The sequence below is a fragment of the Dyella sp. OK004 genome (assembly GCF_900114495.1).
In the GTDB taxonomy this organism is placed as follows: domain Bacteria; phylum Pseudomonadota; class Gammaproteobacteria; order Xanthomonadales; family Rhodanobacteraceae; genus Dyella_D.
Window position 1 is genome coordinate 312087 of sequence record NZ_FOZI01000002.1, and the last position, 24645, is coordinate 336731.

Consider the following 24645-nt stretch of genomic DNA (forward strand, 5'->3'; position numbering starts at 1 on the left):
GCAAGCAAGAGAAAGTGACTCGGACCGCGGCAGCGGTTCGAAAGCCCGCCGCAGGCGGACCCGACTGAGATAGCGCGACAATCGAGCGACAAGACACTGGATGATTCGCTTCGCTCACCCCTTCGGGGCCGTCCTGCGGACGTTCTTCGCGCTATGCGCTCGTCCAGCCTACGCCGGAATGACGAGTTAGGAGGGGTATCGCAAGGGCCGAACCCTCACCGCGCAGGCTGCTGCCCCGCTCCCTGCGGCTGCACCTTCTGCTTCGGCGGCGGCACCTGCTGCGGCAACACCACCGGATTCACCGAAGATGCCGCCCGATACCGATTCAACAAATCCTGCTGCCTGGCGTTGTACTGATCACGCTGCGCCTGATCACTGCTATCCAGCGCTCCCGTCGCCGCCCTGTCATTGGCAAACGGCCGGCGGATCGCCGCCGCATTGCGCTGGCGCTGCTCCTCCTGCACCCGGTTCTTCTGCACCTGATCCATCAACAGCGCCTGCTGATTGGCCTGCTGCGCCTGGATCGCCGAAGCGCTCATCGTCGGTGGCTGCGACGTGGGCGGACGCTGTTGCTGCCAGGCCATGACTGCACCGGCGGAAAGCAGCAGGGAAACACCTAGAAATGGCACTGCAATCCGGCGAGCGAGGGAAAGAGATGTATTGGTCATATGACTACGCCATCATGTGCGGATTGCCTGAAGAAATAGTATGGAATCACGCATGAAATTCCCGTTTCGCCTGTTGTTATGTTCCGTTGTGGCGTTCAGCGCCGGGTGTGCCACACAGCCGCCCGCCGCGCCAGCAACAGCCGCGGCCAAACCCGCTCCGGCGCCGCTGCTGCTGATCTCCATCGACGGCTATCGCGCCGACTACATCGGCCGCGGCCTTAGCCCCACTTTGTCCGCGCTGGCCAAAGGCGGTGTAACGGCTGAATCGATGCAGCCCTCGTTTCCGTCGCTGACCTTCCCCAATCACTACACCATCGTCACGGGTCTGCGCCCGGACCATCACGGCATGGTCAACAACACCATGTTCGACCCTGAGCTGGGCGAGTTCACCCTGAGCAACCGCAAGGCCGGCGCCGACGGCCGCTGGTGGGCGCAGGGCACGCCGATCTGGGAAACCGCGGGCCGCAGCGGCTTGAACACCGCCACCATGTTCTGGCCCGGCTCCGAAGCGCCCATCCACGACTACCGCCCGGATCACTGGCAGCCCTACGACGGCTCGGTCACACCCGAGCAGCGCGTCGATCAGGTACTGGCCTGGCTGGACCTGCCCGCCGACCAGCGCCCCAGCTTCCTCACCCTTTACTTCGACGACGTCGACCACGCCGGCCACGAGCACGGCCCGGATTCGCGGCAGGTCAATGCCGCCTTGGGCAAAGTCGACATTGCGCTTGCCCATCTGGTGGATGGCCTCAAGCAACGCCAGCTGTTCGACCGCATCAACCTGATCGTGGTCTCTGATCACGGCATGGCCAGCGTGCCGGCCAAGAACAGCGTGATGATCGAAAAGCTGATCCCGCTGGATCACGTGCAGACCGTCAGCATGGGCGTGCTTGCCGGGTTCAATCCCAAGCCCGGCTTCGACTTCGCCAAGATCGAAGCCAAGCTGGAGAAGCCGCAGAAGCATATGCAGTGCTGGGACAAGACCCGCGTGCCGGAGCGCTTCGTTTACGGCAGCAATCCGCGCGTGCCGCAATTGATTTGCCTGGCGGACGTTGGCTGGCGCATCACCACCAGCGCTTACCAGGCCAAGAAACACAAGGACGGCAAGCTGAGCCTTGGCGAGCATGGCTATGACAACGCCGACCCGCGCATGAAAGCCGTGTTCGTCGCCCATGGCCCTGCGTTCCGCGAGGGCGTGCAGATTCCCGCATTCCCCAATGTGGACGTCTATCCGCTGATGACCCATCTGCTGAATCTGACGCCGGCGAAGAACGACGGTGACTACAACGCCGTGAAAGACGCGCTGAAGCCCGAACTGCAGTAATCCGAACCTCTGGCCATCGCCCGCTCAGCGGGCGATGGCTCATTCGGGATAACGGCTGACCTCGATCAGGTTGCCGTCGGGATCGCGGAAATACACCGATTCGATCGGCCCACGCGCACCCGTGCGGGCCACCGGCCCTTGCTCCACCGCGACGCCGCATTGCGTCAGCTGCACAAGCACCTCATCCATCGTTGCCCGGGTGATCAGGCACAGATCGGCCGAACCCGGCGTGGGCCGATGCGCCTTCGGTTCGAATTCGTGGCCATGCCGGTGCAGATTGATCTTCTGCACGCCGAAGCCCAGCGCCTTACGCCCTGCGCCGAACTTCACTTCCTGCATGCCGAGTACACGCGTGTAGAACGCGCAACTGGCTTCGATGTCGGTCACGGTGAGTACGAGATGATCGAGCGATTCGATCTTCATGGATTACATCTCCGCCAGCGGTGGCTCGGTACCGGGCGACGGCGGCCCCGGCAGCGGCGCCAACTTGTACAGCCGCCACGCAATCAGCAAACCAGCCAATACCAGCGCGCCGACGAATATCGCCACGCCTTGCCATCCATGCGAGGCATAGAAAAAGCCGCCGCCCACGCCAGCCAGACTCGAGCCCATGTAGTACGAGAACAGATACATCGATGAAGCCTGTGCCTTGGCCGCGCCGGCGCGTCGGCCCACCCAGCTGCTGGCGATGGAATGTCCGCCAAAGAAGCCGAAGGTGATCGCCACGATGCCCAGCACAATCAACATCAGCGGCTGGGTCATGGTCAGCAACACACCACAGAACATCAGCGCGAAGGCGGTCCACAGCACCTTGCGTCGGCCCAGCTTGCCGGCGAGATGGCCCATCCAGGTTGAGCTGAAGGTGCCGATCAGATACACGCTGAAAATCAGGCCGACGACGGCCTGGCTCAAATGGTAGGGCGCTGCCAACAGGCGATAGCCGATGTAGTTGTAGACCGTGACGAAGGCGCCGAGCAGCAGGAAGCCTTCGGCAAACAGCCACGGCAGGCCCGCGTCGCGGAACGCACCGGTGAAGCGGGCATGCAAGGTGCGCCAGTTCAACGGCTGGACGGTGAAATGCCGCGATGGAGGCAGGCTGCTCCAGAACACCAGCCCCGATATCAGGCCGATCACGCCGACCGTCGCCACGCCGGCACGCCAGCCGACGAAATCCGCCAGCACACCAGCGACCAGACGCCCGCCCATGCCGCCGATGGCATTGCCGCTGATATACAGCCCCATGCCCAGGCCAATGGAATCGGGATGCATCTCTTCGCTGAGATAGGTCATCGCCACCGCCGGCAATCCACTCAGGGTCAGGCCCAGCAGCGTGCGCAGGATCAGCAGCATGTGCCAGTCCGACACCAGCGCGGTCGCCAGCACCAGCACGGACGAAGAAAGCAGCGACATCGTCATCACCGACTTGCGCCCCCACGCATCGGACACCGCACCGGCGAACAGCATGGCGACGGCGAGCACACCGGTGGTCAGCGACAGCGAGAGCGCGCTGGTGGCGGCGCTGACCTGGAAGTCCTTACTGAATTCCGGCATCAGCGGCTGGATGCAATAGAGCAGGCCGAAGGTGGCGATGCCGGCGGCGAACAACGCTAGGTTGGTGCGCCGGAAGATCGGGGTGCCGTGACGGATGTAATCATCCACCACCGGTGCGTTGTTCGCCTGCATGCTGAGCCTTGGCATCGCGCCGAATCATCGGCGCATCCCGCCTAGGATAAAACCTTCCGCCCGGTGCATCGACCTCGGCGGAAGGTATCTGTCGCTGCCTGCACTTATTCCAAGCGCAGCAGCCAGCCCTTGCCAGGCTCGACCGGAATCGCATCGCCGGGCGCGAATGTCGCGGCCGGCTGGAAGCCCTGCACGGCAGTTGCCACCAGTTTCGCCTTGCGCGGATCGAGGCCAAGCGCCTTCCAGTCGATGCTGAGCTTCATGTCCGTCTTCTCAGGCGCCCAGGAAGCGATAGCGATCAACGTGCCCTGCCCTTTGCGCACATAACTGGTGGCCAGTACATCGTCGCGCCCGGTTTTTACCGGCGTGTCATGTACCCACCAGCCGATCATGTCGGCCTTGGTAATACCGAACTCATCCCACAGCTTCCACAGCCCGCGCGGATCGCTGTCCGGCGACCAGCCAAGGCGATTGGTCATGCCGAACACCATGCCGCGCCACGGGTTGCCGTCGTGCTGCAGCATCTCGCCCATCAGGCCATAGGGGATGCCGGAGATCTCGGTGAGCCAGTAATCGGGCGAGGTCTTTTCGTAATCGAATTCCTCGCCGAACCACAGACGGTCGATGTACGGAAACAGCTCCATGTAGAGCAATGCGCTGTTGATATAGCCATCGCGCGGGTTGTACTGGCTGGCCGAGTGCAGGTCGATCAACGGATTCGGACGATGGGCTTGCAACACTTTGCGCACGCGCTTCATGGTGGTGCGGTCGTAGGCGACGTCGTCCAGATACAGGCCATCGATACCCACGTTGCGCGCGAGCCAATCCAGCCCTTCGATGTAGTAGTTGTGCCAGCGGCTCTGGCCTGCGTTGATCACCGCCGCGTCGCGGTTCTCCGGCACATGCCAGGCGGCGATGTAGTCGCCGTCCATATGTTCTTGCAGCCAGGAGAAACCACCGCCCTTGCCGGCGCTGATCACCTCATGGCCCAGCGACTCCAGCATTGGCAGTTCGGGCGCGCGGTCGGAGACTTCGCGCACGGTGTCGTAGATCTTCACCTTCATGCCGCGCTGATGCGCCGCGTCGACATACGCGCGCATTGCCTTCGATTCGAGGAAGGGATAGTTGATCCACGGATTGATCGGTGTGGCGTGGTGGATATTCACCACATTCGCGCCATCGGCCTTGATCGCGTCCAGATCGCCATATTTGTGAAAGAAGCGTTCGCTGAAATGCTGCGCGGGGTTGATCGTCTTGAACGGCGTTACGCGCATCACCAGGTCGTAGCGCAGCGTTTCGCCAGCCTGCATGCTGCGTGGACCGCTGAAAGCCTTGACCAGGTAACGCGTATCGTCGCGGTGCAAGGTGACGCCGCCCTGGCCACCGTTATCCCACGACGCCGGCATGCGCAATGGCTGCTGGTGATAGAAATTCGTGTTGAGCGGGCGCAGGTAGTGCTCGTCGCGCAGGTGGAATTCCACACCTGCATTGACCGCACCGATCCAGGCGCCGTCCTGGTTGTTCTGCACATTCCATTTCCAGCTGAAGTCGGCCGGTGCGGCCGCGCCGGTGCGGCCGAGACCGAGCTGGAACTGAGCGACGTCGTTACGCAGCGGCATCTCCAGACGAATATCGCTGAGCGTGGTGGCCTTGGTAGCGGTCAATGCCACGGCATAAGTCAACGTACCGTCGGCCTCCAGCGAAGCCTTGACCTCACCCTGCAAAGGACCCGCGTTGCCAGCGACCGTCCAATGCACTTTGCCGGGGCCATCCTTCTGCACGCCGGGCGTGCCTTTGGCCTCCCATGCATGCGCACCGCTGGCGTCCTGCACGATCAACTGCATTGGTGCCGCGAGCACGGCGCGCGGCTGCGCGGCAAAGCCCGTCATCTTCTCGTCGAAGCGGCTCTCGATCTGCGCTGGCAGGCCGTTGCGCCCCAGCTTCACTTCGCGTCCAAGAATCCCCAGCGTCGAACCCTTCACCGTGATCGCCGTGAACGGCTTCACCAGTGCGTCGTCCTGCGCCATCGTGGAGTTGAGCCAACGCAGGCGGGTGAGCTTGAACGGATCGTCATCGCCATGCGCGACGGCGGCATCCTGGCCCACCGTGATCACCAGCGGCACCTTCTGCGCGGGCACGCCTTCCGCGCTCACGGTAACTTCGCCACGGTAGATGCCAGGCTTGGCGTCGGCAGGAATGTCGAGCCCCATCCATAGCGGCTGCACGCGTCCCTTGGCCACCTCCACCGGTGTGGTGAAAGGCTTGCCGGTGAAGTCGGTGCCGCCGAGGTTGAAACAGGTCAGCGCCGTGGCGGGAATCACCGCGCCATCCGGGCCATGCAAGTCCGCGAAAGCCACCTGCACCTGGCGGATAGCTTGGTTTGGCGCCCACACGCCGACCTGGAAACTCAGATATTCGCCGCGCAGCGCACTATCGCTCAACTCACCGCCCGGACCGCGCTGGGCCCAGCGTTCGGGAAGCGCATCGAACATACGCGCGGGAAACGCGCGTGTCTCGGGAAACAGTAGCCAGGGCGCATCCTTGTGTGCCGCGAGCAGCGACTGCAGCTCCGCGGGCGTGGCGGTGCGCTCCATCTCGGTATAAGCGTCGAAATCATCGACAGCCTCATAGCGCAGCACTTTCGCCGACGGCAGTTTCTGCCAGTCCTTGCCGAGCTTGTGCGCCCAGCCGGCATCGGCACCGTCTTTCGGTGTCGCGTAGGCCACCGTCGGGTAGTTGCTGCGGCCGTTGCTGAGATAAGGCTGGTAATAGATCGCATAGGTACCGGCCTTGGCCGCCTGGAACGCCAGTTCGCCGTGAGCCTGATCGATCGTGCCGCGCTGCACGTTGGCAACCACATCGCCGTCAGGCCCCGTGACAATTACCGCCGCCTGCTCCGGATGTGCATCACGCCGACGCCATGGAATATCCACACGCACCGCCGGCGCCGCCGCGTCTACCTGCACGAGATAGCGATGATTGCCGAACTTCGAGGCATCCCAGCGCAACACTGGCATGGAGGCCGTTGGTGTGGCCATTACAGCGGGAGCGGCTCCCAGCAACGCGCCTACCACCATCCACGCACAGCACCGGTTATTCATTGCGACCTCATCACGACATGACGAAAGTCGATGTGTTTAACCCGGTTTGGCACTCAGGGGCAAGTTCCAGACGTCTAAATCACGCGCCACGATCTGTGCGAAGTGTGCGCACGTCCTCATCATGGCCCGCGGCGGAGCGACCGCTGATCCAGCCAAACAGTGCAATGCCGACGATAATCAGCAGTGCGCCGAACGCAGAGAAACCGTGAGGCCACACCTCGCCAAGAAAAACCGCGCCCAGCACGGTAGCGAACAACAACTCCGCCGCCTGCATGGATTCCACGGCAGCCAGTGCGGTGGGTTCGCTGCGCACCATATCGGTCGCGCGAAAGAACAGCACGGTGGCGATCACACCCGACGAAAGCGCCACACCACCGGCCAGCCATACTTCTCGCCAGCCGGGCGGTCCGACAGTGAACCACGCAACCACGGCGAGCAACCACCACAACGGCCAGCTGCACAAGGTCATGCCGAACACGCGCTGCACCGCCGTCAGCTGCGTACCTTCGCGCTCCATATGCAACAGCAGCATGCGATTGCCTAGCGGATACGCGAAGGCCGACACCACCACCGCAGCGATCGCCAGCCAGTCGCTGGCATGCAGTTGTCCCTGCGCATGTCCCCATTGCAGCGCAAACACGCCCAGCACGATCAACAAGCCAATGGCGAGACTGCGCCATGCAAGCTGGCGCCGATGATCGCGATAGATCAGCGGCGCCATCAGCGGTCCCGCCAGCACCGTGGTCTGGAAACTGCCTGCGATCAGCCATGACGGCCCACTGCTCGCCGCCCAGGTCAGCGGCACGCCAAACAGTACAAAACCCACACTGCTCCACAGCAGCCAGGTGCGCGGATGGCGCCGTAGTTCTTGCGGCAGCGTGCCGGTGCCACCCTGCCAGGGCAACACCAGCGCGAGCAGCGGCAAGGTGATCAGATAGCGCAGGATGCCCGCCCACACCCAATGCCCACCGCCCGCCACCAGGCTGCGGTTAAGTACATAGGTGAGCGTGAAGAACAACGCCGAACACAGCGCGAGCCCTACGGCGGCGGGTGCATGAGAGCGCATCGGGATCCTGCGAACCAAGAAGACGTGACTAGTATGGCGGCCACAATTCCCGCTGCCTAATCATCCAGACCCATTGTAGGAGCGCACCCTGTGCGCGAAGGGCCTTCGCGCACAGGGTGCGCTCCTACAGGGCGATCAGCGGCAGACGCAGCCGGACTTCCAATCCGCCGCCGTCGGCATTGCGCGCATGGATGTCACCGCCATGCACCTGGGTCACACGTCGCACGATGGCAAGTCCCAGCCCGTGTCCCTCCGCGCACGCCGCATTGCTGCCGCGGAAGAACGGGCGGAACAATTGCTCCAGCTCTTCTTCCGGTGCGCCCGGGCCATGGTCGCGAACGGTCAGCTCCGCCATGCCCTCCACCGTGCGCACACCAAGCTCGATGCGCCCGCCCTCGGGACTGAACTTGATCGCGTTGGCCAGCAGGTTGTCCAGCGCACGCTCCAGGAGTTGTGCGTTGCCCGATACGATCACGGCACTTTCAATCGCCGGTTGCAGCTGCACCCCGCGTGCGGCGGCCTCCAGCTCGACCTGCGCTATGCCATCGCGCACGACTTCGGCCAGATCCACGCGTTCGCGCTCCATGCCGGGGAGTCCACCCTCCAGCCGCGACAGCGCCAGCATCTCGCCGGTCATGCGGTCGAGCCGGCCGATCTCCTGTTCGGCTTGGCGAAAATACGCCGCCGCCTGGGCCGCGTCGCTGCGCTGGGCAAGATCCAGGATCAGATGCAGGCGCGCCAGCGGTGAGCGCAGTTCGTGCGAGAGATCCTGCAGCACGCCGCGGTCATGCGATACCAGCGCCTCGATGCGTTCGGCCATAGCATCAAAGTCATGCGCAAGCAGGGACAACTCGCCTGGTCCTTTGCGCCCCTCCGGTCCGACCCGCGTGGACAGCTCACCGGATGCCATGCGCCGGGTCGCATCGCGCAATGCTTCCACCGGCTTTGCGACGCTGCGCGCCACCCACCAGCTCGCTAGACCGATCAGCAACAAAGACAGGCCAAACTGAAACGCCAGGAAAATCTGATCCCGCGTTTCCCTATTCATGCGCACGTGGGTGCGGCTCAGCGCCACCAGTTGCCGCACTTTGCCGTCGCCACCAGCAACTTGCTGCACGGCAAGGTACACGCGCGGATACGGCTGCATCACCATGTCGCGCCCTTCGGCCAGCGCATCGGTCATCGATTGGCGCAACGCGGACGGCGAACGCATCGGCGTCAGCGGTTGGCCGTTCTCGAACAACGTGGCGTCGATGCCTTCCTGACGCTGCGCCGCAGCCCATGCCTGCAGAGCCGGCACGCCGCCACTGTCGTATGCCTCTCCCGCACTCTGCGCCAGCGCGGACCAGTTGATCTCGACCTCGGTGGTGTACTCGATGAAACGACGCGTAAGAAAGCCACCGAGCACCAGCACTAGTAGATTGACTACGAAGAACCACAGCAGCAGGCGTCCATAGAGCGAACTCTTGAAGGGATTCACGCCACAGCTCCGGTCACCAGTACATAACCCGCGCCGCGCACGGACTCAATGCGTGGCGACTTCTCCGATGCTTCGGCCAGCTTGTGCCGCAACCGGCTGATATGCACATCCACGCTGCGGTCGAAACGCTCCAGCTCACGCCCGAGAGCAAGGCGTGTCAGCGAGGCCTTGTCCACCAGTTCGCCCGCACGCTGCGCCAGTGCGAGCAACAGCATGAACTCGGCGCCTGTCAGGCTCAGCTCGTTGTCTGCGGCATAAGCGCGGCGTTCGCCCGGCAGCAGGCGCAACACACCTACCTCCACCGTACCCGTCGCGGCGGGAGCATTGCGACGCAGTTGCGCACGCACGCGCGCCAGCAACTCGCGTGGGAGGCAGGGTTTCGACAGATAGTCGTCCGCGCCCAGTTCAAGACCGATCACCCGATCCACCGGCTCGCCGCGCGCGGACAGCATGATCACCGGCAGACGATGCTGCAGGCGCAGCTCGCGCAGGGTTTCCAGCCCATCGCGGCCGGGCATCATCACATCGAGGACCAACAAGTCAGGGCGCTGCGACGGATTGCGCAGCAGCGTCAGGGCGGCATCGCCGTCATGCGCGACATCCACGGTAAAGCCCTCGCGCCGCAGGTATTCGGCCAACAGATCGGTCAGGGCGCGGTCGTCGTCAACGAGCAGGATTCTGGACATGCGCTATTAGAACCTGTCAGAACTTGCGATGGCAGCCATGCCCCAGGCTTTACGCATCTTTACCTTTCCGCAAAGAACATACACGCCGGGGTGTCGTCAAATACTCCGCAAGTCCCCCAACCACGAAAGGCACGACCTATGCGCAAGAATCTCCTCCTTGGCCTGGCTCTGGCTTCGGCCATGACTCTCACCACCGTTGCCGTCGCTGCCGGCCAGGATGGCGGCTTCCGTGGCGACCACGGTCACGGCCACCGCGGCCACGCCATGCTCGCAGGCATGGACAAGCTCAACCTGACCGACGCCCAGCGCACCAGCATCAAGCAGCTGGTGAAGAGCAGCTTCGAGCAGAACAAGTCACAGCGTCAGAACCTGCGCCAGCAGCGCGAAGCGTTCGAAGCGATGACGCCGGACCAGGTCGGCTACCAGTCCGCCGCCGCCACCTTCGCCCAGGCGGAAGCCAGCGCCCTGCAGGCACGCATCCAGCAACGCGCCGCCCTGCGCACGCAGATCTACGCCCTGCTGACCCCTGCGCAGAAAACCCAGCTCGCCTCGCTGAAGGCCGAGCGCCAGGAACGCAAGCAACAGTGGGAACAGTTCAAGTCCCAGCACCCCGTGTCGTCGCCGTCGGGTACGACGTCCGCTCAGTAAGCTCTCCAACCCGACAAGTAGCACCCCGGTGGGACGGCGCCCGTGGCAACACGGGCGCCGTTTTTTTGTGGGCGAAGCTGCCGCTTTTGATGTTGGCCGCGAACCTCCCCTGTGCAGCGGTGAGGACCGGACGATCAAGCCAAGAAGAAACCTTCCCGGCGCCTGACACTGGAAAGGGCGCGGCCACAGAGCACACCGCCTGCTCTTCAGGCCATTTCTCTTTGGTTACTTTCTCTTTGGGCCAGCAAAGAGAAAGTGACCCGAGCCGCGGCAGCGGTTCGGAAGCCCGCGGCAGGCGAGCCAGGGCACGCAGACGCGACAACCGAGCGACAACGCCACTGGATTCCGGCCTACGCCGGAATGACGAGTAGGAAAGGGTGTCGCAAGCACCCACCCTCACCTCAGTCCTCTCCCCGAAGGGGAGAGGAGGCTAAAGCGCTCACGCACCATTGATCACAGAAGCCCCTGCCGCAGCCACCTGCGCATCCTGCACAGACTGCATCCCCGACACACCAATAGCGCCGATCACCCGCCCATCGCGATACAGCGGCAACCCACCATCAAGCGGCAACAAATTAGACATCCCCAGCAAGCGCAGCCCGAGCCCACCTTCCCTCACCGCATCCTCAAACAGCTTCGACGGGCGCCGGAAATTCACTGCAGTCTCCGCCTTGCCCTGCGCCACCATCACACTGCCATGCTGTGCATCGTCCAACGCATGCAACATCACCAGATGCCCACCACTGCCAACAATAGCGATCACCATCGGCCAACCGTGACCACGCGCCTCGTCCTCCGCCGCAGCCATCGCCCTGGCGGCTTCATCCAAGGTGATCGGCGAACCATATTTCATCAGAACACTCATACAACACCGCGCGCGACGGGCCGAGCAAAGACGTCGCGCAGCAGCGGCATCACCACATCAGGCGCCTCCATATTGGTCTGATGCCCCGCATCCGGAATCAATGCCAGCCGCGCATTCGGCAGCCCTTCGACCAATTGTTGCGAGAGCTCGATCACCTCGGCCTGATCCTCTTCGCCGACAATCACCAGCACCGGCATCGACAGCTCGCCAAGGCGCTCCAGCGCCGACGGCTGCGGATCGCGCTGCCACTGCGCATGGCGCCAGTAGCCGTCTTCGCGACCGAAGTTCCACGCGCTCATCGCACGAATGCGTTCGCGCGCCACGGCATTGCTTTGTTCGGGCGAACGACGCGGACCGTCGACGAAGGCACGCAGGGATGGCTCCAGCATCGCTTCCGCATCACCACTCTGTATGGCAGCTACAAACGCCCGCGCCTCAGGCGTGCGATTGGCGAACCGCCCCCAATAACCCGGGCCGACAAGGACCAGCGAAGTGACCCGCTGCGGATGTTCCAGCGCGAAATCGAGCGCCGTCGCCGCGCCACCCGAGCAGGCGAGAAGCGCAGTGCGTTCGATGCCGCTGGCATCGAGCACGGCAGCGAGATCCTGATGATGCGAGAACGGCGCCTCCGGCATGGAGGAGCGACCGAACCCACGCAAGTCATACCGAAGTACGCGATGCGTCTGCGCAAAATCCGCGAATTCGCCGTCCCATTGCCCGCTGTCGACCAGGAAGCCATGCAGCATGGTGATGGCCTCGCCCTGCCCGGCCAGCTCGGTATGCAAATGCGCACCGTTGACCTCGACCCAGCGCGCATGCGGCGCGGTGAGTTCCTTGCGACGCGTTGATGTGCGTGACATGAAAGTAGCTCCTCGACTCAGCGGCTGGCGCGCACATCGCGCGCTTCGACAGCGTCCACGAATACCGGTGGCGCGTAGCTGGCCGGTTTGTCGCCTACCGCAACGCCGCCGTGAATGCGCGTCTGCTGACGGTCGGTAAACATGTAGTACGGGAACGGTGCGTACGGTGCGCTGGCCTGATCCAGTCGTACGCGCAGTTCATCCGGCAGAGTGAAATCGAGCGCAGCCAGGTTGTCGTCGAGCTGCGCCAGCTTGGTGGCGCCCACGATCAGCGACGCGATGCCGGGCTGGTTGGCGGCCCAGTTCAACGCGACCTGCGCCATGCTGTGCCCGCTCTCGCGTGCCACCTGCTCCAGCGCCGCCACGATCTGCCAGTTGCGCTCGGTGAAGCGCTCGAAGCCCGGCGCCGCAGTGACTTTGGCCAGACGGCCCTCGCCTGCGCCGCCCTCCTGGCTGGGCCGGTATTTGCCGGAGAGCATGCCCATGCCGAGCGGACTCCATGCGGTGATGCCCATGCCCAGCTGCGTCGCCAGCGACACGTATTCGTGCTCGATGTGGCGCTCGATCAGCGAGTACTCCAGTTGCAGATTCACCAGCGGCGTCAGTGCATGCGCCTCGGCGAAGGTCTGTGCGCGGGCGGCGTACCACGCTGGCACGTCGGACAGACCGGCGTAACGGATCTTGCCGGCGCGCACCAGATCGTCCAGCGTGCGCACCACTTCCTCAGCCGGTGTGATGCGGTCCCAGGTGTGCAGCAGATAGAGATCGATGTAGTCGGTGCGCAGACGGCGCAGTGAACCTTCTATCGCACGCATGATGTTCTTGCGGCCATTGCCACCAGCATTGGGATTACCGGGCTGCGCGTTGTAGGTGAACTTGGTGGAGATCACCACGCGGTCGCGCGCACCCGCCTGCTCCACGAACTTGCCCAGCATCGTTTCGCTGGTGCCTTCGGTGTACATGTCAGCGGTGTCGATGAAGTTGCCGCCGGCGGCGAGATAGCGGTCGAACATGGCGCGGGCGGTGTCTTCCGCCGCGCCCCAGCCCCAGTCGTCACCGAAAGTCATGGTGCCCAGGGTGAGGCGGCTGACGCGAAGGCCGGAACGGCCGAGGGTGTAGTACTGGTCGAGCGACATGGCGGTGTCCTCCGGTTGGGATGGGCACAGTTTGCCGCTTGCGATTAGCAAGAAAAATAGGGATTCTCTTGATGCGTTATTAAGGAACGCTAATTAATGAGAGACGACCACACCCCCGCCTTGCGCGCCTTCCACCTGATCGCCCGGCACGGCAGCTTCACCCGCGCCGCCGCGGAGCTGGAGGTGACCGCATCCGCGCTCAGCCAGACCATGCGCCAGCTGGAACAGCGCATCGGCGTGCGCCTGTTGCAGCGGACCACGCGCAAGGTCGGCCTGACCGAAGCGGGCCGGCAGTTTCTCGAACGCATCACGCCGGCACTCGCGGTGATCGACAGCGCCTTGGACGAACTGCGTCAACACGGCGACCGCCCCGCCGGCACCTTGCGCATCACCGTGCCGCAGATCGTGCTGGACTGGCTGATCGCGCCGATGCAGGCCGACTTTCTGCGCGCGTGGCCGGAAATCACCTTGGATATCGACGTGAACGGCGGGCTCGTCGATCTGGTCGCCGGTGGTTACGACGCCGGCATCCGGCTCGGCGAACGACTGGCGCGCGACATGGTGGCGGTGCCGGTAGGTGGCCCTGTGCGCTCGGTGGTGGTGGGTTCGCCCGGCTATCTCAAACAGCATGGACGCCCGCAGCATCCGCGCGATCTGCAAGAGCATGTGTGCATCCGCAATCGCTACATCAGCAGCGGCGCCATCTATCGTTGGGAATTCGCGCAGCGCAGCCGCTGGTTCGAGATCGACGTGGATGGGCCGCTGATCGTCAACGACCCCGCGCTCGCCATTCGTGCCGCGCTGGACGGCCTGGGCCTGTCACATACGGTGGAACCGGCCGTGCGCGAACCTATCGCCGCCGGCCGGCTCGAAACCGTACTGGATACCTGGCTGCCGCCGTACGAAGGCTTCTATCTCTACTATCCCAGCCGCTTCCAGGTGCCGCCGAAGCTGCGCGCGCTGATGGATTTTCTGCGCGAGCGAATGCAACCCGCGCAGGGTGCGACCCGAAAATAGCTGGCACTTCGGGGCTGTTCTAAACCTCTGAGCCGGAAGATATGGAGCGGTGCCGAGAGGTTTGCTTTGTGTTCGCGACAATCGTTGGGTTATCGCGACCTGGCCGCTTATGCAGCGGGCATTTCGGACGCCTGCCGGCGCCCGAGTCACTTTCTCTTTGCTGACCCAAAGAGAAAGTAACCAAAGAGAAATGGTCGGGAAGAGCGCGGCGTGCTTTGTAGCTGCGCATCTTCCAGTGTCAGGCGTCGGGTTTGCTCTTTCTCCCTCCCCTGCTTGCGACGCGAAGCTAGTCCCGTGGGACAGGGGAGGGCTGGGGAGGGGTAAACCCTTGGTTCGCGGCTCCCTACTTTGGGTGTCGGCTTATCGCGACGTGGCTACTAGCAACGCCGTCGCGAGCACCCGCCCCTCACCCCAACCCGCTCCCCAGAGGGAGAGGAGCAAAAAGAAAAACCCTCCAAACGTCTGACACTGGAAAAGGCGCAGCTACAGAGCGCACCGCCTGCTCTTCAGGCCATTTCTCTTTGGTTACTTTCTCTTTGGGCCAGCAAAGAGAAAGTGACCCGGACCGCGGCAGCGGTTCGGAAGCCCGCGGCAGGCGAGCCAGGGCACGCAGACGCTAAAACCGAGCGATAAGGCACTGGATGACCAGCTTCGCTGTTGTGAAGCGCCTCCGGCCTGCGCCGGAATGACGAAGTAGAGGCGATGCCCCCCTTGCGATCGAAGGGAGTCCCCAAGCAGGGGGAGGGGCATATCGATACAGAATCAGTGCTTTTGAGCAGGCGATCAGCGATAGCGCCAATGCCCCTCCACCCACACATGCGGCGGCCCCCAATAACCGGGCACCCAGACACCGCCGTGGCGCGGCGCCACCACGACACAACCGCTCAGCGACAGGCAGGCAACGACAGATGCGGCGGCTAACAGGAAAACGGTTCTGAGGCGTGACATGGGGACGCTCCAAAGTGGGGAGGTGTCCCGAAAAACGCCGCATCACGCAGCGCGCTGACGTCGCAAATAAGTACGGATGCTTGGCGTTCAGCCGCTGATTCCAGCGGTCAACCCCGTGCCAACCGCTCGACCACCGCGCGATAGCGCGCGGCGATACCAGCTTCGTCGTGATGATGGAAATCACGCACCACCCAGCGCCCGCCGCACATCACGTGACGCACCAGCGGCGTATTGCCGGCAAACAGAAAACTATCGATCAGCGAGCGAGCGTCGCGCGCGGCCAGCAGCGGCGACTCGTCGTCCAGCACCAGCAGATCTGCGCGCGCGGCCGTGCGCAGCTCGCCCACCGGCAGCGCAGCCGCCTGCGCACCGCCACGCAGGGCGGCGCGCCATAGCGTTTCGCCGACGCTGTCGCCTTCGCGGCGCGCGGCGATGTTGCGATGACGCGTGGACAAACGCTGGCCGTACTCCAGCCAGCGCAACTCTTCCACCGGCGAAATCGAGATATGCGAATCGGAACCGATGCCCAGCGTGCCGTGCGCATCGAGATAGTCGGCCAGCGGGAACAGACCATCGCCGAGATTCGCTTCGGTGGTTGGACACAAACCGGCGATAGCGTCACTGCGCGCCAGCCGCGAGGTTTCGTGGCCGGTCAGATGTGTGGCATGCACCAAGGTCCAGCGCCCGTTCACCTCGGCATGATCCAGCAGCCATTCGACCGGGCGCGCGCCGCGCGTGGCGAGGCAGTCCTGCACTTCGCCAATCTGTTCCGCGATATGGATATGGATGGGTACATCCTTCGCCGCGGTGGTCGCCAGCAGGCTACGCATCGCTTCTTCCGGCACGGCGCGCAGTGAATGCAGGGCGATGCCGACGCGAAGGTCGTCGCGCTCATGACTGCGCAGGATTTCCAGCAGGCGCACATAGGCCGAGAGGTCGTGACCGAAGCGGCGCTGGCGCGCCGTGAGCGGGCGTCCATCAAAACCGCCGGTCATATACAGCACCGGCAGCAGGGTCAGCGCGATGCCGGCTTCGCGCGCGGCCTCGATCAACGCCAGCGACATCGCCTCCGGCTGCGCGTATGGGGTGCCGTCGGGTTGGTGATGCAGATAGTGGAATTCGCAGACCTGGGTATAACCAGCCTTGAGCATCTCGACATACAGTTGCGCGGCGATCGCCTTCAATTCGTCGGGCCCGACCTTGGCGGCGAACGCATACATGGTTTCGCGCCAGGTCCAGAAGCTGTCGTCGCTCTTGCCCTTGCGCTCGGCGAGGCCGGCCATGGCGCGCTGGAAGGCGTGTGAATGCAGGTTGGGCATACCCGGTAGCACCCAGGCGCCCAGCCGCTCCGCACTGCCTATCGATGGCGCCACATGCCCGCTCGCATCGACGGCAAAAGCGCCGTCGGCGCTCCATCCCTCGCCCAGCCAAAGCTGGTCGGCGCTGTAGGTGCGGGTGGTGTCGCTCATCGTGTGGCTCCCATGCGAATGGCGGGAGTGTAGCCGGGGTGGATGACCGCGAGGTTCATCGGGCATCGACTTCGCTACGGCATAATGCCGGGATGGCCAAGAAGACCAACGAGCACACCCCCAAGCTGCTGGTGCGCCAGGCGACACCTGCCGACGTACCGGCCCTGGTCGACCTCACCGCCCGTGTGTACACGCCCGAGTGGGGCCATGGGGCGGAAATGCTGCGCTCCCAGCAGACACACTTCCCCGAAGGCCAGTTCGTGGTCGAGTACGAGGGCCGGATCGTCGGCTACTGCGCCACTTTCCGCATCGACGAAGCCACTGCGCTGGCGCCGCACACCTGGATGCAGATCACCGGCGGCGGCATGGCCTCGCGCCACAAGCCGGATGGCAATTGGCTGTACGGCATGGAAGTGGTGGTGCACCCGGACTATCGCGGCATGCGCATCGGTCAGCGCCTGTATCACGCGCGCAAGCGGCTATGCAGCGACCTGAAGCTGCGCGGCATCGTGTTCGGCGGACGCATCCCGGGCCTGGCCAAGAACATGCAGCGCTACGGCAGCGCCGAGGCCTACGTGCAGGCCGTGGTGGAAGGCAAGCGGCGCGACCTCACGTTGAGCTTCCAGCTGAGTAACGATTTCGAGGTGATCGGCGTGCTCCGCGGCTACGTGCCGTCGGACTACGAGTCGCTCGGCTATGCGGCGCACCTGGTGTGGCGCAACCCGCGGCTGCTCAACCAGCCGGACATTCCTTCCATCCCGACACCGCAGCGCCTGCCCGATTCGGTGCGCGTGGCATCCGTGCAATACCTGCAGCGCCGGATCAAATCGTTCGACGAGTTCGCCACGCAGGTGGAGTACTTCACCGATATCGCGGCGGATTACAGCGCGGACTTCGTGACCTTTCCGGAACTGATCACGCTGCAATTGCTCTCGATAGAAAACGCAGAGCTGTCGCCGGTGGAATCCATCCGCAAGCTCAGCCAGTACACGCCGCAGGTGAAGGAACTCTTCAGCCGGCTGGCGGTGCATTACAACATCAACATCATTGCGGGCTCGCACCCCACCGAGCAGATCAACGGCGATATCCATAACGTCTGCTATGTGTGCCTGCGCGATGGCTCGATCCACGAGCGCGAAAAACTCCACCCCACGCCGAGCGAGCGCACGGTGTGGAACATTATCGGCGGCGACAGTGCGGCGACCGTGCAGACTGACTGCGGACCGATCGGCGTGATGATCTGCTACGACTCCGAGTTCCCCGAAGTCGCGCGTCACCTCACCGACCAGGGTGCGCTGATTCTGTTCGTGCCGTTCTGCACCGATGTGCGCGAAGGTTATCTGCGCGTGCGCTATTGCTCGCAGGCGCGCGCCATCGAAAACCAGTGCTATGTGGTGTTGTCCGGCAATGTCGGCAATCTGCCGGGCGTGAACAACTTCGACATCCAGTACGGCCAGAGCTGCATTCTCACCCCGAGCGATTTCCCGTTCGCGCGCGACGGCATCGCGGCAGATTCGCAGCCGAACATTGAGACCGTGCTGTTTGCCGACCTGCGCCTGGAGAGCCTCGCCCGCGCGCGTAACGCGGGCGCGGTGCAGAACCTGAAAGATCGCCGTTTCGACCTGTACGAAACCCGTTGGACGTCCAAGCGTGACGGCCAGTCATGAGCGAGCCGGACGACGCTCGCGATACCTCGCCCGAACCGCGCGGACGCTTTCAACGACTGGCCGATTCCGAACTGTTCTCGCCGGTGCAATGGCGCCGCCGTGTGCTGTTCTGGAGCGGCGCAGTCCTGGTCGGCCTAGCCGCGGTCGGCTTCGCGCAGGCCGCCGACTTTGTGTTCGGACTGTTTCATGCAGTGGTAACGCATAGCCGCTGGTGGGCGTTTGTGATCACGCCGCTGATGTTCGCCCTGCTCGCCTGGTTGACCCAGGGTGCGCTCAAGCCCACGCGTGGCTCGGGTATTCCGCAGGCGATCGCTGCGCTGAAAGTGGAAGACGAAGGTTTTCGTCAGAGCCTTCTGTCGTTGCGTGTTGCGATTGGCAAGATGACGCTGACACTGGCCGCGTTGCTTGGCGGTGCATCGGTAGGACGCGAAGGCCCCACGGTGCATGTGGGTGCTGGCCTGCTGTATTCGCTTGGCCGTCGTTTCGGTTTCGCCGATTCGGCGGCAGCGGGTCGCTTCATTCTCGCCGGCTCCGCCGCCGGCCTTGCAGCCGCGTTCAATACGCCGCTGGCTGGGGTAGTGTTCGCCATCGAGGAAATGAGCGGCGCCTTCGAGCATCGCATGAGCGGCATCCTGCTGACGGCGGTGATCATCGCTGGTGTGGTGTCGCTCGGCATTCTCGGCAACTACGCCTATTTCGGACGCATGGACATCGGCCTGCCGCTGGGAAAGGCATGGTGGGCGGTGCTCGCCACCGGCCTGATCTGCGGCCTGGCGGGCGGACTGTTTGCGCGCCTGATCCTGCCGCATGACCACGGCGTGCGCGGCTTTATCGGCCGCCTGCGCGGACGCCAGCCGGTGATCTTCGCCGCCTGTTGTGGCCTGGCATTGGTACTGCTGAGCCAGCTCACGCATACCGGTCTGTATGGCACGGGCTACGCGCAGGCCAGGGCGATTCTCGAAGGACACACCGACACCACGGTTGGTTTCGGCGTGCTCAAGTTCTTCGGCAATATCGCCTCGTTCTGGGCCGGCATTCCGGGCGGTATCTTCTCGCCCGCGCTGGCGGTCGGCGCCGGGCTCGGCAACAACATCAGCGCACTGGTGCCTGGCGCCGATGCTTCCGCGGTCGTGCTGCTGGCGATGGCGGCGTATCTCTCCGGCGTCACGCAGGCACCGCTCACCGCCACGGTGATCTCGATGGAACTCACCGCCAACCAGCAGATGGCGATACCGATCATGGCCACGTGCCTGTTAGCGCGCGCGGCCTCCTCCTTGCTGTGCCGCAAACCGGTATATCGCGCCCTGGCGGACCGGCTGATCGAGAGCTACGAGCAGGAAGTCGCGCAGCGCAAGGCGCAAGAAGACAACGAGAGCGAGGCCGACGCGGAGACCATCGTGGAAGATCCGGCTACGCCCATCCCACCCGAATCACGCGAGCCGACATGAGCACCACTTCCTGGGACCGTCTGTTGATCGACGCCACGCTGGCGACCTTTACCGGCGACGAGCCTTACGGCCTGATAGCGAATGGCGCCATCGCATTGCACGAAGGCCGCATTGCCTGGGTCGGGCGCCGCAGCGATCTGCCGGCCAACGCGGAACGCGACGCTGGCATCGTCGAGCGTGTCGGCGGCGCGCTGATCACACCTGGCCTGATCGACTGCCACACCCATCTGGTCTTCGGCGGCGACCGCGCTCATGAATTCGATCTGCGCCTCAATGGCGCCAGCTACGAAGCGATCGCGCGGGCAGGCGGTGGCATTGTCTCGACCGTCAAAGCCACGCGTGCCGCAAGCGAAGACGAGCTGCTGGCGCAATCGCTTCCGCGCGCGCGTGCTCTGCTCGCCGATGGGGTGACGACGGTCGAAATCAAATCCGGTTATGGCCTGAACCTCGAAAGCGAACGCCGCATGCTGCGCGTGGCACGACGTATCGGCGAAACGCTGGGCGTCACCGTACGCACCACATTTCTTGGCCTGCATGCCTTGCCACCGGAATACAAGGAACGCCGCGACGATTACGTCGCCCTGATCTGCGACGAGGTGCTGCCCGCTCTCGCTGCCGAGGACCTCGTCGATGCCGTAGATGCCTTCTGCGAAAACATCGGTTTTGCGCCGGCGGAAACACGACGTGTGTTTGAGTGCGCGCGATCGCTCGGCCTGCCGGTGAAACTTCATGCGGAGCAGCTTTCCGATCTGGAGGGTGCCGCCCTGGTCGCCGAATACGGCGGTTTGTCGGCCGACCACCTGGAGTACCTGAGCGAATCCAGCATCCGCGCCATGGCCGCGGCAGGCACAACGGCCGTGCTATTGCCCGGTGCGTTCTACGCACTGCGCGAAACGAAACTGCCGCCCATCGCCAGCCTGCGCGAGCACGGCGTCGCCATGGCCATCGCCACCGATTGCAATCCGGGCACATCGCCCTTGCTGTCGCTGCGCCTCGCCGCTGGCATGGCTTGCACCTTGTTCCGACTTACGCCGGAAGAAGCCTTGCGTGGTGTTACTCACCATGCGGCAGGAGCATTGGGCCTGAGTGATCGGGGCACGCTGGCCGCGGGGCAGCGCGCGGATCTCGTCGTATGGAATGTGGATCAGCCAGCAGAGCTTTGCTATTGGATCGGTGGTGATCTCGTCCACACCATTTATGTCGCGGGCCATCCCATCGACCGCCGCTAAGCCATCTATGGGCGTCATCTAAGCCCTTGGTTTACTAGATAGTTTCGGAACATTCCGAAGGACAATGCAAATACCATGCTCCGACTGGGCTCGCCGCGGAGCATCGCAGGCATCCTTTCAAGCATCGCACGCCAACACAGCGACTTCGGCCATGGCTGCCATCGGTCGCGCGGCGTGCTAACGCTTCCCGCACAACACGCCCATTCGAATCACCCTGCCCCTTTGCGGGGTGGTGCGTCTTTGAGGAGCGATAGTGAGGTTTCAAACATTCCAGCATGGACAAAGCTCGGCACTCTGTCCGCAAGGACGGGAGTCCAGGCATGGTCGCGACTCGAGCATTCTGGTGCGCGGCCTCCTATCGAGCGTGAACTGGCGCGCTCTCCGCTCGGCGATTTTCTTTAGCCTGTTTCTTGCCGCTTGCGCGTATCGGCCTGATGGCGCCGACAAAACCGACCAAACACCGGTGCGACAGATTGCACGCTCGACGGAGCGAGCCAGCGAGTCGGTGGAGCCATCATCATCGAACGATGTCTCACCTCCCCCCCCGTATGCGACGCAGGCAAAACGACATGCGGCATCGAAGCATGATGCGCCAGGCAAACAATCAGCAGAGCATACCGTCGGTTTTCTGTCCGGCAGCGATCCTGCCGATGATCTTTCTAAGTCGGACTCATCGGCCGAAGGCGCCGCCGAATCTGGAAACGAAACAGCGAACGTTTTGCCACCACCATCCATGGATTTCACGACGGCGGCGGGAACACTAGACAGAGCGGGAGAAATACCCCTCTCTCCCGCACAGCCGACGAGTTTCGCCGTCAAGCTTTGGCATGACGCCATCGTATGGGGCAAATCATTTGTCCTTTGGCTGATCCCGCTTTTGCTGACTTTGCTCGTCATACTCCTGCTGCGATGGATGACACGCCGTCGCAACCGACAACACACCGTCGTTTCGCACCACCGTATGCCGAAGATCACACTCGCGACTGCGGTGAATGAAGAGACACCGGCACCTATCGCTGCATCCATACCCGTGGCCGCCGTCGTGCCAGTCGCTGCGCCTAAGAGCGAATCTCAACCCTTATTGGCCTGGTCGAATGAAAAGCAGAATTTTGATCAGTGGCACGGCTGGTACTTCATCACCGCGGGTGATGTCTCGCCTTCGCTGATTCCGTTCGTTTTGAAATATGGCGAGACTAAAACCATCCGCACGGTTTGGGAGGAGCGGCCTGGCGTGCTATCCCAGAGCATGGCGGTTGCGCATAAGTCGTTTGACCCATCCCCGCCCGCGATCATGCATCCCGAAGAGCCCGCACCGCCTGCATCCACCTTGCCAACACCGATCGCCATTGCGATTGAAGAAACAAGGGTGGACACGCTCCTCGACAGGCTTGAGTCCCTGGCTTTGGCTGGCTACGAATCGCAGCCAGCCTTCTTTATCGAGGGCACCGAATCCTTGCCTGGCATCGCCTGTCCGGCCGCGCTGCCCCAGCCACTACTGGATGAACTGGAAGTCATACTTCTCGATGCAATGCGGCAGCGCGAACCCCGTGCCGAGTGGTTACTCGTCCAAATACTGATGATGCGCATGGCGTTAGTCAGCAAGGCAGAAGCCGATTCGATCTACGCGATGGCTGTTGAGCTGACCCGGCACAGCATGGACCGCACGGAGGGCGACGAAAAGACGCGCTGGCAAGCGCGCTTGATCGATCTCGAACTCGCCGGCCTTGCCCGCCAGAAAGGCGCCACCCGCCTGCTTGGCCTGCGCAATCTGCAGGCGCGTTATGCCATGGTGATCCAGCACGGCGATGGCGCGGTGCTGCAAGCCTGGATCGGCGCGCTGCTGTACTGGGCGCAGTGTCAGATCGGCGATGGCGCACTGAGCAAGTACACCGAAACCGAAGCGATATGCCGGCAGCTCGAAGCGGCACCCGGTTACGCCGATGAGGCGCAACGGCTCCACGTCAAAGTGCTAGTCCAGCGCGCGGCGGTGGAACAAGGCGGCGTTCGTGCCCAAAGTCTCGACGCCGCACAAGCGCTTATCGACGAGTTGTTCGCGCGCCTGCCCACCGCGGAGATCGCCATCGCCGTAGCGACTACATCACTGGCCAGAGCCATGACGCTGTCGACCGAGCAGGCCAAGCAAGCGTATTCGCACGCGCTCATGCACGCCTTTCTTGCCGACAGTCATCCGCGCTGGCGGGCAGAGAGCCTGCAATGCCGGCTCGCCATCCAGCTCGCCTATGAAGCGCTGCCGGACATGCCTGTCCAGGGCCGGGTCGCCCTCGACCTCACCAGCCGTCTCGAAGTTATCTCCGTTGCCCGGCCGGAGACGCTTCACCGCATGGCGCAGACCTATCTGCGCCATGCGGATTTCGCCCGCGCCTGCCAGCTCTGCGAGGAAGCGTGGCGCAGCGGAACGCCTGCATCCGCATTGATGGACACCTGGCAGGAAGCTAGCAGGCAGTGGGCGGCGGCATTGCCGCAATCCACCCAGGACAAAGCCTGGCAAGCCAGCGAGCGACTGCGACGCAACGCCGCCCATAGCCACTGAACATTTCCAACTTTAGACGACAAGGTTTTTCGCCATGAACAACAAGACGATCAGTACCGATCAGAATCCGCGACTCTGGAATACCCGCTACGGCCTCACCGCTGTCGTGCCGCTCGACTGTCCCGCCTCGCGCTCGCTGCAGCTCTACGGCGAATGGGCCGAGCAGGAAATCGACCTGCTGAGCGGCCTGATCCAGGATGGCCAGAGCGTGCTCGAATTCGGCGGCGACTACGGCGCGCACGCGCTGTGGCTGGCGCAGGCCGTCGGTGAGCGCGGCCAGGTGCATGTGGCCGAGCCGCGGCGCCTGCTGTTCCAGCAGACTTGTGCGAACGTTGCCATCAACGGGCTCACCAATGTGTACACGCATGCGCGCTGGCTGGGTCGCAGCAAGGGTCAGTCAGCGCTGTCATCCCTGCCCGGCAATCCGACAAAAAAATCCGGCGACGATGAGATCGTCAATACGCTCACCATCGACGACCTGGGACTCGATGCGCTGCACCTGATCAAAGTGAACCTGCCAGGCACGCTGATCGACCTGCTCTCCGGCGCGGCCGAGACGATCCGCAAGTATCGCCCGATGATCTATGCGCGCATGGCGGGCCTGGAGCTGGCCGAAGCCGAGATCCAGGTACTCAAGGACCTGGGCTATCGCTGCTGGTCGCATGTGCCCTATCTGTACAACCCGGACAATTACGCCGAGCACCCCGGCAATATCTTCCCGGGCTGCGTATCGCAGAACGTGATCGCCTCGCCGGTGGAGGGCCGTTTCGAGCTGGAAGCGCGCCACGAGCTGTAATCC

Annotated in this window: 20 protein-coding genes; 8 read left to right on the forward strand and 12 right to left on the reverse strand. The window is 63.6% G+C overall.

Translation table 11 applies throughout. The features are described from left to right. Nucleotides 1–215: 215 nt before the first annotated feature. On the reverse strand, nucleotides 216–668 hold the full coding sequence (locus BM338_RS08110; protein ID WP_218156317.1) for a hypothetical protein: 453 nt from the start codon (nucleotides 666–668) through the stop codon (nucleotides 216–218). Nucleotides 669–720: 52 nt separating this feature from the next. Here BM338_RS08110 and BM338_RS08115 point away from each other — a divergent pair, with 52 nt between their 5' ends. Then, on the forward strand, nucleotides 721–1992 hold the full coding sequence (locus BM338_RS08115; RefSeq protein ID WP_090450387.1) for an alkaline phosphatase family protein: 1272 nt from the start codon (nucleotides 721–723) through the stop codon (nucleotides 1990–1992). A gap of 39 nt (nucleotides 1993–2031) precedes the next feature. On the opposite strand, the gene BM338_RS08120 is transcribed toward BM338_RS08115, so the two are convergent. The 6 genes from BM338_RS08120 to BM338_RS08145 form a co-directional block, all read right to left on the reverse strand. Beyond that, nucleotides 2032–2415: a VOC family protein gene (locus tag BM338_RS08120; protein WP_090450388.1), complete on the reverse strand. Its 384-nt coding sequence runs from the start codon at nucleotides 2413–2415 to the stop codon at nucleotides 2032–2034. 3 nt (nucleotides 2416–2418) lie between these two features. After that, nucleotides 2419–3690 carry an MFS transporter gene (locus tag BM338_RS08125; RefSeq protein ID WP_218156318.1) on the reverse strand — a complete coding sequence of 424 codons (1272 nt, stop codon included), beginning with the start codon at nucleotides 3688–3690 and terminating at the stop codon, nucleotides 2419–2421. Nucleotides 3691–3779: 89 nt separating this feature from the next. Next, complete coding sequence (locus BM338_RS08130; protein ID WP_143109273.1) at nucleotides 3780–6776, reverse strand: glycoside hydrolase domain-containing protein; 2997 nt, start codon at nucleotides 6774–6776, stop codon at nucleotides 3780–3782. Between the two features lie 79 nt (nucleotides 6777–6855). Continuing rightward, nucleotides 6856–7842, reverse strand: coding sequence for a DMT family transporter (locus BM338_RS08135; RefSeq protein ID WP_090450391.1), 987 nt, complete (start codon nucleotides 7840–7842; stop codon nucleotides 6856–6858). Between the two features lie 124 nt (nucleotides 7843–7966). Then, on the reverse strand, nucleotides 7967–9322 hold the full coding sequence (locus tag BM338_RS08140) for a sensor histidine kinase (RefSeq protein ID WP_090450392.1): 1356 nt from the start codon (nucleotides 9320–9322) through the stop codon (nucleotides 7967–7969). Beyond that, nucleotides 9319–10008 carry a response regulator gene (locus tag BM338_RS08145; RefSeq protein WP_090450393.1) on the reverse strand — a complete coding sequence of 230 codons (690 nt, stop codon included), beginning with the start codon at nucleotides 10006–10008 and terminating at the stop codon, nucleotides 9319–9321. Before BM338_RS08145 ends, BM338_RS08140 begins: the two co-directional genes overlap by 4 nt. A 138-nt stretch (nucleotides 10009–10146) precedes the next feature. Between BM338_RS08145 and BM338_RS08150 the strand changes: the two genes are divergently transcribed. Then, nucleotides 10147–10656, forward strand: a complete 510-nt coding sequence (locus tag BM338_RS08150; RefSeq protein ID WP_090450394.1) for a Spy/CpxP family protein refolding chaperone — start codon at nucleotides 10147–10149, stop codon at nucleotides 10654–10656. 439 nt (nucleotides 10657–11095) lie between these two features. On the opposite strand, the gene BM338_RS08155 is transcribed toward BM338_RS08150, so the two are convergent. The 3 genes from BM338_RS08155 to BM338_RS08165 are packed head-to-tail and all read right to left on the reverse strand — an operon-like array spanning nucleotide 11096 to nucleotide 13517. Then, nucleotides 11096–11509: a GlcG/HbpS family heme-binding protein gene (locus BM338_RS08155; RefSeq protein ID WP_218156319.1), complete on the reverse strand. Its 414-nt coding sequence runs from the start codon at nucleotides 11507–11509 to the stop codon at nucleotides 11096–11098. A gap of 8 nt (nucleotides 11510–11517) precedes the next feature. Then, nucleotides 11518–12381: an alpha/beta fold hydrolase gene (locus BM338_RS08160; protein WP_090450396.1), complete on the reverse strand. Its 864-nt coding sequence runs from the start codon at nucleotides 12379–12381 to the stop codon at nucleotides 11518–11520. A gap of 17 nt (nucleotides 12382–12398) precedes the next feature. Then, nucleotides 12399–13517 (reverse strand): aldo/keto reductase, encoded by a 1119-nt coding sequence (locus tag BM338_RS08165; RefSeq protein WP_090450397.1) that lies wholly within the window; start codon nucleotides 13515–13517, stop codon nucleotides 12399–12401. Between the two features lie 96 nt (nucleotides 13518–13613). Between BM338_RS08165 and BM338_RS08170 the strand changes: the two genes are divergently transcribed. After that, nucleotides 13614–14534 carry a LysR family transcriptional regulator gene (locus tag BM338_RS08170; RefSeq protein ID WP_090450398.1) on the forward strand — a complete coding sequence of 307 codons (921 nt, stop codon included), beginning with the start codon at nucleotides 13614–13616 and terminating at the stop codon, nucleotides 14532–14534. A 783-nt stretch (nucleotides 14535–15317) separates the two neighbouring features. Here the strand turns inward: BM338_RS08170 and BM338_RS21595 are convergent. Together BM338_RS21595 and BM338_RS08175 are read right to left on the reverse strand one after the other, a co-directional pair. Then, nucleotides 15318–15482, reverse strand: coding sequence for a hypothetical protein (locus tag BM338_RS21595; protein ID WP_177229272.1), 165 nt, complete (start codon nucleotides 15480–15482; stop codon nucleotides 15318–15320). A 107-nt stretch (nucleotides 15483–15589) separates the two neighbouring features. Beyond that, nucleotides 15590–16951, reverse strand: a complete 1362-nt coding sequence (locus tag BM338_RS08175) for a formimidoylglutamate deiminase (protein WP_090450399.1) — start codon at nucleotides 16949–16951, stop codon at nucleotides 15590–15592. Between the two features lie 92 nt (nucleotides 16952–17043). Here BM338_RS08175 and BM338_RS08180 point away from each other — a divergent pair, with 92 nt between their 5' ends. From BM338_RS08180 to BM338_RS08200, 5 genes are all read left to right on the forward strand, one after another. Continuing rightward, on the forward strand, nucleotides 17044–18618 hold the full coding sequence (locus tag BM338_RS08180; protein ID WP_090450400.1) for a bifunctional GNAT family N-acetyltransferase/carbon-nitrogen hydrolase family protein: 1575 nt from the start codon (nucleotides 17044–17046) through the stop codon (nucleotides 18616–18618). Then, nucleotides 18615–20066 (forward strand): chloride channel protein, encoded by a 1452-nt coding sequence (locus BM338_RS08185; protein WP_090450401.1) that lies wholly within the window; start codon nucleotides 18615–18617, stop codon nucleotides 20064–20066. The genes BM338_RS08180 and BM338_RS08185 overlap by 4 nt, the downstream gene beginning before the upstream one ends. Continuing rightward, nucleotides 20063–21295 (forward strand): imidazolonepropionase, encoded by a 1233-nt coding sequence (gene hutI / locus BM338_RS08190; RefSeq protein ID WP_090450402.1) that lies wholly within the window; start codon nucleotides 20063–20065, stop codon nucleotides 21293–21295. The genes BM338_RS08185 and hutI overlap by 4 nt, the downstream gene beginning before the upstream one ends. Before the next feature lie 343 nt (nucleotides 21296–21638). Beyond that, nucleotides 21639–23846, forward strand: a complete 2208-nt coding sequence (locus BM338_RS08195; RefSeq protein WP_143109274.1) for a hypothetical protein — start codon at nucleotides 21639–21641, stop codon at nucleotides 23844–23846. A gap of 34 nt (nucleotides 23847–23880) precedes the next feature. After that, entirely contained in the window at nucleotides 23881–24642 is a 762-nt protein-coding gene (locus BM338_RS08200; RefSeq protein ID WP_090450404.1) for an FkbM family methyltransferase, read from the forward strand. Nucleotides 24643–24645: the final 3 nt, after the last annotated feature.

Excerpts from the sequence above, each read along its gene's own strand:
- BM338_RS08165 (WP_090450397.1), bottom strand. The coding sequence starts at position 13,517 with ATGTCGCTCGACCAGTACTACACCCTCGGCCGTTCCGGCCTTCGCGTC.
- hutI (WP_090450402.1), top strand. The coding sequence starts at position 20,063 with ATGAGCACCACTTCCTGGGACCGTCTGTTGATCGACGCCACGCTGGCG.
- BM338_RS21595 (WP_177229272.1), bottom strand. The coding sequence starts at position 15,482 with ATGTCACGCCTCAGAACCGTTTTCCTGTTAGCCGCCGCATCTGTCGTT.
- BM338_RS08135 (WP_090450391.1), bottom strand. The coding sequence starts at position 7,842 with ATGCGCTCTCATGCACCCGCCGCCGTAGGGCTCGCGCTGTGTTCGGCG.
- BM338_RS08145 (WP_090450393.1), bottom strand. The coding sequence starts at position 10,008 with ATGTCCAGAATCCTGCTCGTTGACGACGACCGCGCCCTGACCGATCTG.
- BM338_RS08130 (WP_143109273.1), bottom strand. The coding sequence starts at position 6,776 with ATGAATAACCGGTGCTGTGCGTGGATGGTGGTAGGCGCGTTGCTGGGA.
- BM338_RS08150 (WP_090450394.1), top strand. The coding sequence starts at position 10,147 with ATGCGCAAGAATCTCCTCCTTGGCCTGGCTCTGGCTTCGGCCATGACT.
- BM338_RS08160 (WP_090450396.1), bottom strand. The coding sequence starts at position 12,381 with ATGTCACGCACATCAACGCGTCGCAAGGAACTCACCGCGCCGCATGCG.
- BM338_RS08120 (WP_090450388.1), bottom strand. The coding sequence starts at position 2,415 with ATGAAGATCGAATCGCTCGATCATCTCGTACTCACCGTGACCGACATC.
- BM338_RS08175 (WP_090450399.1), bottom strand. The coding sequence starts at position 16,951 with ATGAGCGACACCACCCGCACCTACAGCGCCGACCAGCTTTGGCTGGGC.
- BM338_RS08155 (WP_218156319.1), bottom strand. The coding sequence starts at position 11,509 with ATGAAATATGGTTCGCCGATCACCTTGGATGAAGCCGCCAGGGCGATG.
- BM338_RS08110 (WP_218156317.1), bottom strand. The coding sequence starts at position 668 with ATGACCAATACATCTCTTTCCCTCGCTCGCCGGATTGCAGTGCCATTT.
- BM338_RS08200 (WP_090450404.1), top strand. The coding sequence starts at position 23,881 with ATGAACAACAAGACGATCAGTACCGATCAGAATCCGCGACTCTGGAAT.
- BM338_RS08180 (WP_090450400.1), top strand. The coding sequence starts at position 17,044 with ATGGCCAAGAAGACCAACGAGCACACCCCCAAGCTGCTGGTGCGCCAG.
- BM338_RS08125 (WP_218156318.1), bottom strand. The coding sequence starts at position 3,690 with ATGCCAAGGCTCAGCATGCAGGCGAACAACGCACCGGTGGTGGATGAT.
- BM338_RS08115 (WP_090450387.1), top strand. The coding sequence starts at position 721 with ATGAAATTCCCGTTTCGCCTGTTGTTATGTTCCGTTGTGGCGTTCAGC.
- BM338_RS08170 (WP_090450398.1), top strand. The coding sequence starts at position 13,614 with ATGAGAGACGACCACACCCCCGCCTTGCGCGCCTTCCACCTGATCGCC.
- BM338_RS08185 (WP_090450401.1), top strand. The coding sequence starts at position 18,615 with ATGAGCGAGCCGGACGACGCTCGCGATACCTCGCCCGAACCGCGCGGA.